Source organism: Ningiella algicola (genome assembly GCF_028401415.2).
Lineage (GTDB): Bacteria > Pseudomonadota > Gammaproteobacteria > Enterobacterales > Alteromonadaceae > Glaciecola.
In genome coordinates, this window is record NZ_CP171821.2 from 4,199,820 (window position 1) to 4,213,463 (window position 13,644).

The 13,644-nt window shown below is 45.3% G+C and carries 10 protein-coding genes; 2 read left to right on the forward strand and 8 right to left on the reverse strand.

Annotated features, from left to right (window positions below):
- Positions 1–54: 54 nt before the first annotated feature.
- The gene (locus tag PN836_RS18280; RefSeq protein WP_395341082.1) at positions 55–786 is read right to left on the reverse strand and encodes a helix-turn-helix domain-containing protein; all 732 of its coding nucleotides are present in this window, start codon (positions 784–786) and stop codon (positions 55–57) included.
- A gap of 137 nt (positions 787–923) precedes the next feature.
- Between PN836_RS18280 and PN836_RS18285 the strand changes: the two genes are divergently transcribed.
- Positions 924–2,099 (forward strand): Gfo/Idh/MocA family protein, encoded by a 1,176-nt coding sequence (locus PN836_RS18285; protein WP_395341083.1) that lies wholly within the window; start codon positions 924–926, stop codon positions 2,097–2,099.
- 107 nt (positions 2,100–2,206) lie between these two features.
- Here PN836_RS18285 and PN836_RS18290 read toward each other — a convergent pair whose 3' ends face one another.
- The 3 genes from PN836_RS18290 to PN836_RS18300 are packed head-to-tail and all read right to left on the reverse strand — an operon-like array spanning position 2,207 to position 5,584.
- Entirely contained in the window at positions 2,207–2,998 is a 792-nt protein-coding gene (locus tag PN836_RS18290; protein WP_395341086.1) for a prolyl oligopeptidase family serine peptidase, read from the reverse strand.
- Between the two features lie 14 nt (positions 2,999–3,012).
- Complete coding sequence (locus tag PN836_RS18295) at positions 3,013–4,464, reverse strand: SLC13 family permease (protein ID WP_395341089.1); 1,452 nt, start codon at positions 4,462–4,464, stop codon at positions 3,013–3,015.
- A complete protein-coding gene (locus PN836_RS18300) occupies positions 4,457–5,584 on the reverse strand; it encodes an alpha/beta hydrolase (RefSeq protein ID WP_395341091.1) in 1,128 nt (375 codons plus the stop codon). The genes PN836_RS18295 and PN836_RS18300 overlap by 8 nt, the downstream gene beginning before the upstream one ends.
- 185 nt (positions 5,585–5,769) lie before the next feature.
- On the opposite strand from PN836_RS18300, the gene PN836_RS18305 reads away from it, so the two are divergent.
- Complete coding sequence (locus tag PN836_RS18305; RefSeq protein WP_395341094.1) at positions 5,770–6,642, forward strand: 3-keto-disaccharide hydrolase; 873 nt, start codon at positions 5,770–5,772, stop codon at positions 6,640–6,642.
- A 9-nt stretch (positions 6,643–6,651) separates the two neighbouring features.
- On the opposite strand, the gene PN836_RS18310 is transcribed toward PN836_RS18305, so the two are convergent.
- The 4 genes from PN836_RS18310 to PN836_RS18325 all read right to left on the reverse strand — a co-directional run bounded on the left by PN836_RS18310 (position 6,652) and on the right by PN836_RS18325 (position 13,628).
- Entirely contained in the window at positions 6,652–10,182 is a 3,531-nt protein-coding gene (locus PN836_RS18310) for a PVC-type heme-binding CxxCH protein (RefSeq protein ID WP_395341097.1), read from the reverse strand.
- Positions 10,183–10,276: 94 nt separating this feature from the next.
- Positions 10,277–11,290: a cupin-like domain-containing protein gene (locus PN836_RS18315; RefSeq protein ID WP_395341100.1), complete on the reverse strand. Its 1,014-nt coding sequence runs from the start codon at positions 11,288–11,290 to the stop codon at positions 10,277–10,279.
- Positions 11,290–12,771 carry a tryptophan halogenase family protein gene (locus PN836_RS18320; RefSeq protein ID WP_395341102.1) on the reverse strand — a complete coding sequence of 494 codons (1,482 nt, stop codon included), beginning with the start codon at positions 12,769–12,771 and terminating at the stop codon, positions 11,290–11,292. The genes PN836_RS18315 and PN836_RS18320 overlap by 1 nt, the downstream gene beginning before the upstream one ends.
- 125 nt (positions 12,772–12,896) lie before the next feature.
- Positions 12,897–13,628, reverse strand: a complete 732-nt coding sequence (locus PN836_RS18325; RefSeq protein WP_395341105.1) for a SapC family protein — start codon at positions 13,626–13,628, stop codon at positions 12,897–12,899.
- Positions 13,629–13,644 lie beyond the last annotated feature (16 nt).

The following is a 13,644-nucleotide window of genomic DNA, read 5'->3' on the forward strand; positions in this document are numbered from 1 at the left end:
GCATAAATTATGCGAGTTTTTTTTCGCTACGAAAAAGCTCAGACCCTAAACATGTCAATTAGATTTTATTTGTGTGCGCATTTTTGAAGGATGCATGCCGAAGAATTGTTTGAACTGTTTAGTAAAGTAAGAGTGATCGCTAAAGCCGGTTTGATAGGCAATATCGGAAATTGGCAGGGTGGTTTCCATAATAAGGCGTCGCGCGTTTTCAAGTCTCACTTCGTTTATCAAGCGTGAGGGCGTTTTTGAAAGGTGTTTTTTAAATCGCCGCTCGAGTGCGCTTACCGACAAATGCGTAAGCTCTGCAAGTTCTTTTAGAGTTATGGCTTTGTGGTAGTTCTTGCGGATGTATTCAACAGGCGCTCTCACCGATTCAAATACCGATAAGGCTTGCGACGATTTTTGAAAGTGACGCGTAATACCATAGTTTCCTACCATCGTTCCATCTGCGGCCAGCAGGGGCCTTTTTGAGGTTGAAAACCAAGCTAATTCGCCATCGCGTGTCATGTTCATTTCTAGGCGCGAAGTAATAGACTCGCCAGCCAGTAGCTTTTTATCGTCATATACATATTGTTTAGCAAGATGCTGCGGAAAGAAATCGAAATCTGTCTTGCCAACTATTTGAGATAGTGAATTACACCCTAGGTGCTCGATGAATTGCGTATTGGCATAAATCCACTGTCCATTTAAATCCTTTATCCAAAACAATACGTCCGGGACAAGTTCGAAGGCTTCTACTAAGGCCGTGATTTCACAGCGTTTTATAAGTGGGTCGCGTATTTCCATTTAGCTAAGCTTGCTTCTTTGTCGATGATACCGGTAACGCTGAAATGATTGCACCACTGTCCGATTTAATCCTATATATCACTATGGCTCGCTACTATACTAATGCAACAAATTTTTAACAACTGTAGGGTGAGTAAATGAGTCAGTTCAACAATAAGGTTAGAATGGGCATGGTCGGAGGCGGTCAAGGCGCATTTATTGGTGCTGTGCATCGCGCTGCAGCTTCAATAGACGGTGAGATTGAATTAGTTTGCGGTGCATTTAGTTCATCCCATGAAAACTGTCTTGCAACTGGCAAGGCGCTGCATTTAAACCCACAGCGCTGCTATGCAAATTTTGATGAAATGTTTGTAAAAGAAGCAGCCTTACCTGAACACGAACGTATGCAGTTTGTATCGATTGTGACGCCGAATCACTTGCACTTTCCTGTAGCAAAAGCGGCTATTGAAGCCGGTTTTCACGTAATGTCAGACAAACCTGCAACCTTTACACTTCAGGAAGCAATTGAGTTAAAAAAGGTGTTGGACGGGCACAATGTTCTATACGGATTAACCCATACTTACACCGGTTATCCTCTTGTTAGAGAAGCGCAGCAACGCATTGCAGCGGGTGATTTAGGCAAGGTTACAAAGATTGTAGCTGAATACTCACAAGGCTGGTTATCAGAGCCGCCTGGGCCAGATAACAAACAAGCCAGCTGGCGTTTAGACCCAAAACGCGCTGGCGTGAGTTGCTGCATGGGGGATATTGGTGTGCATGCGGCGAATTTGGCCGAGTTTATGTCGGGTCTTTCGATCACCAAAATGTGCGCTGACCTTGAGCCTGTGGTGGCTGGAAGAGAAATTGATGATGATGGCAATGTGTTGATGCGCTTCGATAATGGCGCAAAAGGTGTCTTAATTGCCAGTCAAGTGAGTGTGGGCGAGGAAAATAACCTAAACATTCGTATTTATGGCACTAAAGCCGGACTCGAATGGCACCAACAAGAGCCAAATACACTTATAATTAAATACAACGATACACCTGCTGAGTTGGTGCGCACAGGCGTTGGCGGATTTAGTCCATTAGCCTCAGGCTCTATGCGCACGCCAGCGGGTCATCCTGAGGGATATCTAGAAGCTTTTGCAAATCTGTATATGGACTTTGCTCGGCAAATTAGAGCCTTCGGCGATGCAGACGCTACCGAAGCATTGGAGAGCACTGCACCGGGTATTGATGAGGCAATAAGGGGAATGGCCTTCATTGAAAACTGTGTTGCAGCCACGCGAGCAAACGAAAAATGGGTGGATTTTAAGTTGTCAGACGTTTTGTAAGTGTACACAACCTCAATCTGGGATAAGCGACAGCGCCAAGCCCGATAGATCTTGGCGTTTTTTATACTTAAACAGGATTCAGTTTACTTATTCCATACAGGCCTTATTTAAAAGGTGTCCACGTGAGAAAACATCCATGTCAATAGCTCTGGCTCTGCGAAGGCATTGTCCCAGCTGTTGTGTTCAACACCTTCATATACGGTGAGTTTAGCGTTTCCGCCCTTCGTATTTATGGCATCTACAATCACTTGAGATGCAGACAGAGGTACCACCTTGTCTTGATCGCCGTGAAAGGCCCAAACAGGTGTCGGAGCAATTTCTGCCCCAAGCTGCGGATGTGCGCCTCCGCAAATAGCAACCGCCGCTTTGAATGTATTGGGCCTGGTCGCAAGTAAATCGTAGGTGCCCATGCCGCCCATTGAAAGACCCATCACAAGCATATTGTGTTGGTCGATAAATGCTCTGTTCCCTAGTTCGTCAATAAGATCTAACAACAGCGACATCGATTGCGTCTTTGGTGCATCGGCTTTAAAGTAAAAGGTATTGCCGCTCAAAGACCGATCTACGTCTACATTTACCCAATAATCATCTTGTGCTGCTTGAGGGAATACCACCACTGCTGGAATGCGGTTTCTAAAAGATGGATTGAGAAATAGAGCGGCTCCATGAGTCAGTTGCGCTTCATTGTCATTTCCTCGCTCGCCCGCGCCATGTAAAAACAAGATTAAAGGGTATGACTTGCTGCTATCGAAGTTTGCAGGTAACAGCATTCGGTAGGGTAAGCTTGCCTTACTTGAATACTTCTTATCTGTGTATACATGCTTTTCATACTCTGGGTAGTCATCGGCACTAACTTGAAAGCTAAGTAATGCTAATATCGAAATCAGTAGTGTCTTCATTCATGTTTCCTATTTCAAAAAATAGACGTTAACAAAAAAAGCACGAGTACCACGACGAACACCGCAATAAAATTCAGTGGCGTGCCCTCTCTTATCATATCTTTAATTGACAGTTGGTTGGTTGCAAACACAATGGCGTTTGGTGCTGTCGCCATTGGCATCATGAACGCGCAGCTGGCGCACATTGCGGCTGGTAGCATAAATAGCAGTGGATCAAGGTCTAAACTTATCGCCAGCGCGGCTAAAATGGGCATAATCAATGCTGCACACGCGGTATTGCTCATAATTTCTGTGATAAATGCCACGCTCAGGCAAATAAGTCCTATCATTAGCCACAATGGCCAGCTTTTAAAAATACTGAAAGACTCTGCTATTGAGCCAATAAGGCCGGTGTTTCTGAGCGCTATTGAAATCGCAATCCCCCCAGAAATTAACAAAATGACACCCCAAGGAATATGCTTTGCTTCGTCCCAGGTTAGCAGCGCAGAATACTCACCATTTTGCTCTTGATTGTTACCATTTAAAGACTGAGTTTGCACGGGAATGATGAAAAGCGCGATTGCGCCTAATATAGCCACATAGCCATCATGTGCATTCGGTAATGAGAGCCACTCGCTCCAGCCGCCATAAGGGTCAGCGCGGGTCATCCAAGCCAATATTACCAGTACAAATACAAAAAGAACGTACTGTTCTCGTTTGCTTATCCGGCTTAACTCGATTCTGTGGGTGCTATCGTCCTGAGCGCTTGATGAGTATTTTCGAGTTAGATAGAGCATGACGATGGGCAATAGCACAAGTACACATGGCAGACCCCATTTCATCCAATCAATAAAACTGATACGCAGTCCTGTCGCTTGTTCATAAGCTTGGATGAAAACAAGGTTTGGCGGGGTGCCAATTGGCGTAGCAAGTCCACCTACGCTGGCCGCATAACAAATGCCTAACAGCAAAGGCACCTTAAATTTTTCCCGCTTGGCGGTGCTTCGGTTTTGCTCAATTACTGCCAGCGCAGCCGGAATGAGCATCATTGCCGCTGCTGCATTAGATATCCACATGCTTAAAAAGGCAGCGCAGAGCATAAACGCTATGATAAGCTGCTTTTCGCTCTGAGGTTTAATTAAAGAAAACAGCACGCTGGCAATTCTCAGATGCGCTTTTGTATTCACCATTGCAATGGATAGTATAAAGCCACCAATCAGCAGAAGGTTGATTGGGTTGCCAAGTGCCCCGCCTAATTCTGCTCTGCTGATAATGCCGCTTAAAGGAAAAATGGATAAAGGAATACAGGCCGTGATGGGAATAGGAATGGCCTCAGTTGCCCACCATATTGCACATAAAAGCACAATGGCGACTGTGAGGGATACATTAAAAGGCGCTTGAGACAGTTGACTTATAATAAAGGCTACAATGGCAATTGCGGCGCCGACGATAACGGACCTTGTGCGATACAGTTTTATATCAGTCATTTACAGCTGACAAGGGTGCTTGCCCGAGAAAACGGTCAAAAAACTCACTCATGATCTTGGTTGTTTCTCGTGCTTCTGGTACGTACATGCTCATAAACTGGGCGTGAGTAAAACCTTCAAAGATATGCAGTTGTGCAGGAATATCAAGATTCACGAGCTTTCGATGCATGGCTACCATAGGGCTCAGTGAATAATCGCGTGTTGAGGTGATTAACAGCGAGGGAGGAAAGGCGGCAAGTTGCTCGCTAAAATCTCCCGGAAAGGCGGCTTGATTGTCTGTGCTGAGTCCTTCCCAATACTCAACGCCATCAATGCTCAGTGGCTGTCGCCCTTGCATGGCTGCTGCATAGTAGTTGCTGTCTCCATCCAGAGCAGTAGGTGCAGAGCACAAGAATGCTGCTGCCCCCGGGCCTGGCAACGAGTGTGACGCCAAATGCGCAATGGCTTGTCCGCTAACGCGACTACCTGCCGAGCAGCCAAAAAAGCCAATATTGTCTGAAGGGTATTGCTTTAGTAGCGCTTGATATACTAATTTTACGTCAGTTAATGCGGCGGGAAAGCGGTGCTCAGGTGCTTTGCGGTAATCAATCGTGACGACTTTAATGCCAAAATACTCTGCAATTGGCATGCTCTCAAGTTGACCACCGAAGCGACCACCATATTTAAAGCCGCCACCGTGAAGATTGATTAATACGCGTTGTTCGTTTTTAGCGCTGATCCCCGCTTTTGGCGTGATAACATCCGTTTGAACGCCGGCGATGGTTTTAGCTTCGATATTGACCGCAAATCGCTCGAGCGCTTTGGGCATAATTACCGCGTACATCTTTGCTTCACATGCTCTGATGTCTGCTGCACTTTCTTGTGTGTTGGGATTGCACTGCGCTCTTGCCGCGTTCATTAGGCGCTCTTGCTCCTGCAAACCGGCAACGGTTTCTATGCTCAAATAAGCAGAGTACTTAGGCATACTGAAGGATTCGACCCTTAACCAATCTGGATCCTCATTTGACTTATCTTGTTCTAATCCACGCGCGGAGTAGGTAAACAAAACGCTTAGAATCGCGAGCCACATGCATAGCTTAAGGGGCAAACAATGTCTGTTCTTATCATTTAGCCTAAACATCAGGTTTTGCTCTCATCTTTTAAGGACGACCGAAACAATAATAACATGGGTCGAGTGTCGCAAACTGCTCGTCATTTGCTAATTACGATAATTGTTAACAAATTGATAATTTTAGCTTTTACGTGGCCTATTCATTGGCTTAGCTTCATAATTCTACGCTTATAGACAAACAAAGAGAAAGGAACATGGCAGAGCAAATGACACATCGTTTTCGTTTAGGTTTTTTACCTTTATGTATAATGCTATCAACAGGTATTTTGAGTGCGTCTTGCTCGGTGGAGAACGTTCCGGAAAATACTTCAGACAAACCTCACACAGACGGCTCGGCTAATCAACAGTGGACACCATTGTTTAATGGAAAGGACTTGTCAGATTGGATCCCTAAATTTGCAAACGCGGATGAAGGTGAAAATTACAACAATACCTTTGGCGTACAAGACGGTAAGCTGACCGTTTCTTACGATGAGTATGAACAGTTTGACGATCGTTTTGGTCATCTTTATTACCAAGTGCCATATTCCCATTACCGTCTCAAAATAGAATATCGATTCATCGGAGAGCAGGCAAAAGGTGCTCCCGACTGGGCATTTGAGAATAATGGCGTGATGATTCATTCTCAGCATCCATCAACTATGAGCTTTGAGCAAGGATTCCCGGCATCTGTTGAAATGCAGTTTTTGAGCAGAATCGGACGAAATGGCAATGTCCGCAATACCGGCAACATGTGCTCCACAGGCTCTCATATTGTTCGAAACGGTGAGCTCGACACAACGCACTGCATCAATTCAAGCGTTGAAGGCTATCCGAGCGAGCAATGGGTTACGGCTGAAATTGAAGTACTTGGGAACGAGAGCGTGACGCATTATATCAACGGGAAAAAAGTGTTTGAATACAGCCAGCCTCAACTTGACCCAAATGAAGCGGCTGATTTGATAAACGCGCGCGGCACCGCAATGTTAAGCGGTGGATACATCGCTATTCAGGCCGAAAGCACGCCAACAGAATTTCGTAAGATTGATATCAAAGTGTTGCCAGGTAATCAAAATAAAGAATATTGAAGAAGTACATTAGTGTACTTCTTCCACTTTTTCATATTCCAACTTTAATGACGCCAGATACGCCACGAGGTCTCTAATTTGATAAGGGTCCAAGAATCGATGCATTGGCGGCATGCCCGACATAGGCTGCTGTATGCTTTCTATATCGCTTCGATTGAAGCTTTCAATCAAGTTTTCCTCGCGTTCAAGTTTCACAAGGGTATCGCTTTCTCCCTGATAAATGCCGCTAATCGTATCTCCGTTTTTCATGGTAAGTACGATGGTGCCATAACCAGGTGCAATGCTCGCACCCACATCGACAATAGATTCCAATAGATAGGCATTATCATACATATTGCCAATGTCGCTTAAATCAGGCCCTACATCGCCTCCGCTCCAATTGACCATGTGGCATCGCATACATTCACTTGCGCCTCCGCCAGCAAAAATATTCTTTCCTTGCTCAGCATTTCCTCCATACATGCTGCTGGCGTATTGGGTCATGATGTCTGCACTCTCAAGATAGCTCGTGTACTGATCATATTGAGCCTTAACAGCTTCATTGGTTCTTGATCTCGCTAAGCTGAGCAATTCCAGCGTCGCGCCGTCAGTCTGTTTCGTCTGGTTCAACACACGCATTGCTTGTAGCGCTATTTCATCAATTTCGGGGCTTGCACCCTGAGCAAGTACATCAAAAGCGACTTGACGGTCTTTAGTTTCTTCGCTCTGTAAAAAACGCTTTGCTTGGACAAGACCGGCTTCAGCATCAATGGAAAATAGTTTGCTGAGTGCGTCCCCTCGCACTACAAGGTCTTTGTCAGTAGTAAGTTCTAATAAAACATCGCCCATATTGTCTAAGTTACGACTCATGAGATAGGTCAGTGCTTGCATACGAACCGCGTCACTATTGCTTTGATTGTAGACCGCAGCAAGCAGCACATCATTTGAGATATCAATGCTATTTGCTTCAGCCATTCTGATAGACTGCACCAGCGCCTGTCCTTGCACTTTTGCAAGTACCTTAGGTAAATACTGCGTAACCGCGGCTTGAATGTTTTGACGTTGAGTATTGGCTTGTGTTGGCAAACCCGTGGTGGCATCAATGGGGTTAATGTCGTTCCAGGCTTCGATTGCCGAAAGGGCTTCACTCGCTAAACGCGTAGGCAGTCCATCAGACGCGGCGTATTCGAGCAGATTTACTGCATCTTGGATTGAGCCTTGGGCATAGCTTGCATTAATGACTCGATGATGCTGCCACTGAGCCACTTTATCTTCTGGGTAGGCGCCGTCTCCAAGGTCGATTTGTTTTTTCAAGTGTGCTGCAAGCTGAGGACGTGCCTGCACAATGGCTAAGTCGTTGATTGCTGTGATTGCTTCATCGACAAGATGCTGTTTACTATCGTTCAAAAATACCGCAATCTCGGGAAGTTTTAGCCTGCGGGCTGCAAGTAAAACACCCATTCGTACATGCTCAGACTCATGGCTATGATACTGCCACCAAGTGTTTTTATCCGTACCCGACAACGCCATTGTAAGCGCGTGGCGCACCCATAAGTCATTATTTTGATATTTTTCAAGTGCAGTGATCACATCTGGGATGGCAGGCTCATATGCCATTCGACCAATGCCTATACCGGCATACATAACGACGCGAAGATTCTCATCATTTAGCATGGCTACCAGTTTGTCTGCGCTGGGTAAATAACGATGGTCGCCCATGGCACGGGCGCTTTGAATGCGAACGTGCTGGTTTGCATCATCAAGTAAGGCCATGAGGCTTTGAAGTAAAGGCTCTGGCTGATTAGCATAATAGGCCATCTGACTTAATCCCCATACGCCATGCAAACGAGTAAGCTCTGATTCATTTGCATTGTTTGCAAGCGCTAAGAAAGTTTGAACTCCTGCGTCGCCGCGTTTGGCTAGTTCAAACTGTGCTTTTTGGCGAATGCGTTGATGGTCATTTTTGATTAAGTCTACAAGCTCATCTAGCGTGTATTGTGCAAAATCACTGGTGAGGATCCCTTCGTTGAGCTTTACCTTATTCGTTGTGCCATAATCGGGATGTTTAAGGCGATAAACCGCTCCCTGAGATTCAGGTTGCCAGCCGCCATAATTGTATTCAGAAATATACATCGCGCCATCCGGGCCAAAATCTAAATCAACAGCATTAAATCCTTGTAAAAATGGTTCATTACTGACCATGTCAAAGGTCGCCCCGTTATCTTCAATTTTAAAAGTAGTGATATTTGACTGAGCAGGCGAGCCCATATAGTGGATAACAAAGAAAGTGTTTTCTAAATGAGGACCAAAACTGCTTCCTGGGTTATATACCAAGCCCGATGGCCCTCCGTTTAGCTGACCGATCGCGGGTAGCATAAAAGCGGGTTGTTTGTCATTGCGAGGCTTGTATTGGTCCTGAGTCATCCACGCATTGGGGATTTTAGGGTCTCCCGTGTAATGTGAAGAGCGCAGTTTTAGGCGCTCGGTAAAACTCATTATGCTTTGGTGTCCTGCATGCCATCCTGAATCGCCGCCCTCAACTAGGTAATTAACACGCTCTAAGTCGCCACCGTCCCCGTCATTGTCTGCAGTAAATAGATTGCCATATTCGTCGAATGCAAGCTCTTGAGGATTACGCAAGCCAGTGTAGAAATATTCGATGTTTGACCCGTCGGGATCTGAGCGGAACACGCCGCCTAAATTGGGCCCGTAAAAGTGATTGCCTTCTTTGGTCGTCAAATTAAAACCCCGGTCGCCAATACTCCAATACAGCTTACCGTCTGGCCCCCAGATCAAGCCATGAAGGTCGTGACCATAAAAACTAATACGAATGCCGAAGCCATCCTGCAAGGAGGTGCGCTCGTCGGCGACACCGTCATTATCTGTATCCTCTAACATCCAAAGGTGAGGAATATTGGTGTAATAGACCTTGCCGTCGCGCTCAATAACTCCTGCGCCAATGCCATCAAGCACATCGTTATAACCATCTGAAAATACATTACTATGGTCAGCACGCCCGTCACCGTCAGTATCTTTGAGCAATCGTATGATGTCGTCGCCTGTTCTGTAGTAAGACATTGGCCGCTCATCGCTATACTTTTCATACATGGCTAGGCGATCTTCGTTTGATGTAATGTAAATGTCTTCAACCGTTTTGTTTTCATGTCCGCGAATATCATCCACACCATTGGTAAAACGTGCCGTTTCTACCATTAACATGTCGCCGTTGCCGTCAAAGGTAAAGTATGCCGGGTTTTGCGTTTGAGTTTCATCCGCCCATAAGCTAATTTCAAAGCCTTCGGGGAGCTTAAAATTGTTCATTCTAAGTTCAGCTTCACGTTCAATTTGTGCGATGGGTTTTTGCGCAGAGTCACTGCTGCTTGCAGCGCTTTGGGCTTGTTCTGATGCACTTAAATCAGCGCTCGCAGATTGTGCAGATTCATCTTGACTGTCAGTGCAGGCTGACAATGTCACGGTGAAAAAAAGCACCACAATGCCTGCACCTAAAAATGACTTATGAGACGCAAACGCCTGTTGTCGGCTCTTGATGTACTTCTTCATCGTAAATTCCTATTTCAGTCTTGCATAAGCTATTGATGGTATTGGTTTAAGGTATTCTATCTAGCGTGGCGTGCTGGCGGTTTCTTTTTCTTGTTTATCGGTTTAATTTATTTTGCAACATCGCTTTTAGTTGCCGAGCTGCGTTTTCATCTAAGGGGGCCAAAAAGCCTTTGGCTTTATCTGCCAGATGACTGTGCACTGCCTCTGAATCGCCAAAAACGTAGTAGTCAAACATATGTTTCCAAGCTGCTTTTTGGGCCGCAGGCAAATCTCGTATGGCTAACATGGCATGTTCAAGCGAATCCATACCTCGGCCAAGATAGGCAGGCGCCTCGTTCCACCAAAAATTCACGAGTGCGTTAAAATCTGCTAAGCCTTGAACATGGTGCCACCATAACGCGGGGATAAAAATGGCATCGCCAGGCTTTAAATCAAAAACCAGGCCATGCTTGAGGGCTTCTTTAAATCGAGGATGCTTTTCAAAGTCAGGGTTCTCAAAATCCACCATGCTGATCACTTGTCCCCCTGGGGTGGGATACAAAGGGCCGGGATAAAGATTATCCACTTGTTCTGGCGGAAATAGCGTAAAACGCCTGCTGCCAGCTACACAACATGCCACATTATCGAGTACATCATAGTGGCAGCTCGCAGTCGTCTTATTGCCCATCCAAATACTGATGATGGGATGTAGTTGCTTCCCATAAGCTTCTTGAAAGGGGATGTCCAAGGGATTATCTTGATTAAATCCAGGGTAGAAAGTATCGAGTACGCTTGAGGAGTTGTATAGTGTCGGCGCGCCTTCTATGCCAATGCCCTGTAGAATTTCATCTAAAAACGCATCCAGTCTTTGCGGCGAAACTTTAAAATTAAGTGCACTACCGTCTTCGGTATACGCTAGGCGACCCTTAGCCTCGGGAGGAGCCCTGTAAATATTGGTTGGTCGCTCATTATAGAACTGATTTATATAGTCTACGAACGCATTATTTGAAGTTTGTGCCTTACGCACGGCTGGCCATTGGGCGACCAAGCCCTCAATCAGCAAAGGCTTGTCGCTGCATATATGAGCCACGCTTAGCGTTTGTGAGTCTGGTACTGACTGAGTTGCCATTATGAGGGTGTTTTACAGTACTGTTCAATAAACTCAGCATGAGACGGCAAACGCGTCACCGCTTGGCGCACATTTTGTCGGTACTGACCTAAAAACTGAGGCAAGTCTTTTTCATCCATTGTGTCGACGAATTTATGGTAGGTTTTGGGCATGATCCCTTGACCAAACATAACTTGTGTCCAAGAGTCGACTCTAAAAAGCTCTCCTTCGGCTTGGTAAGCGTGCGCACGCTCTTTGAACAAGTTTATTCGATGATTTAAGGATTCTGGTACGTCCATGCTGCGGCAATGATTCCAAAACGGTGTATCTTGCCTGTTAGTGACTTTGTAATGCAGCACAATAAAGTCACGTATTTTCTCCATTTCTTCTTTCGCCTGCATATTGTATTCATCAACAAGGGATGGTTTGACGCCGTCAAAGGGAAATAGGCGCAACAGTCTGATAATACCGGTCATAATTAGATGAATACTGGTTGATTCTAAGGGCTCCAAAAAGCCACTGGATAAACCAAGTGCGACACAGTTTTTGTTCCACGCTTTACGGCGACGCCCCGTTTTAAATTTAATCACGCGGGGTTCATTAATCGGCTCACCATCAATTGCGTCAAGCAAATTTTGTTTGGCCGTCTCATCGCTCATATGCTTGCTACAAAAGACGAATCCATTGCCCGTTCTGTGCTGCAAAGGGATGCGCCAACGCCAACCTGCTTCATGCGCAACTGAACGTGTATAAGGAAGAAGCTCTCCTTTTGATTTAGTTTGCACGGCAATCGCGCTATCGCAGGGTAACCAATGGGTCCAGTCGTCGTATCCGGTATGCAAGGCTTGCTCAATCAACAGACCTCTAAAGCCTGAGCAATCAATAAACAAGTCAGCCTCAATAATCTCGCCTGATTCCAGCTTAACATGCTTAATAAAACCGGTTTCCTGGTCGAGTTCAACGCCATTAATTTTACCTTCTCGCCTTACCACACCTCGCTTTTCTGAGTATTCACGAAGGAATTTTGCATACTTACCAGCGTCAAGGTGATAAGCATAGCTGATGTTGGATTTTTCCGACGTTGCAAATTTCCCTTCTTTAGCCGCCATCAACTCATAGCAGTATTCGCCAAACTCTGCGTCAATTCCGTTTTTTAAGCCTCTAAGCCAGAAGTGCTGAAAATCCGCGAGGTAACTTTCTTGGCCCGTGTGCCCAAAAGAGTGAATGTATTTTTCATCGTTATTACCCCAATTTTCAAAGGAGATGCCAAGCTTAAAGGTAGCTGACGTTGCACGCATAAACTCACGCTCATCAACGCCCAGCAAACGATGAAAGGTTTTCATAGGAGGTATGGTTGCTTCGCCTACACCCACTGTGCCCACCTCGTCAGATTCGATAAGCGTTATATCAAGTAAACTACCAAGTTGCTTTGCAGTTGCCGCAGCCGCTATCCAGCCTGCTGTTCCGCCCCCTACAATTAATAAGCGTTGCTTCTTGTTCATACTTCTACCTTGCTAATCTGCTTATGCCCTAATATACGATTTTGGCTATTTATGAGCAATTCGATAGACTTCGCATCTGAGCTTTAATGGCATGATTTACTTCCACTATTGCCTCTCGAATGTGCTTAACTATTCACTCTTGCATTCTTTAAATTAACCAAGCGTTGAATATTCGTTAGTGAAGCCATAACTAAATATGCACCCATTAAATATCCCTTCTCTTGGAGTGCTTTGAGTGCATCTGGAGACAGTTGCTGTAGCTTTTCCTCACTGATTGTGTAGTTGCCTGCGACTTTGTATTTTTCGCCATTGTTTAAACTAAATTCGATGGTAAATTCTTCTAGGAGCTCATATTGTTCAAACGCTGCGAACATAGCGTCGGCTGCGCCCACACCGTCTAAAATGCCCATCAATATATCGTTAATATGAGACACATAAGACGTGATACCGCCTGTTTCACTGAACACCGGCATACCCTCGCTGTCATTGACTCTTGGATTATCCATATCGATATGAATCACGGGAGCGCGATCGCTGCCGCCGGTGGCACTTTGATCTTGAAATCCAATGAGAAATGGGCCTTTAGCAATCATGGCTGGGATATAGTTTGCCCGCCAACCGTGATCGTTTTCTAAAAAAAGATTTTCATCTTCCACCAAACCCAACATAGCAATGGCTTGGAATTTACTTTGATCTTCCGTTTTTTGAAAAAGAATGGGGTATTCTTTCTGGATGTGAATGAACTCAGAAGGGAAGGTTTGGATGACGCTGATTTTGTCACCATATTTTTCATGGTTTTCAACAATAACTTTGGTGTGTTTATGGTCAATGTTGTTTAAGAGTTGATGATTAGGCATCTGTATAAATCACTCA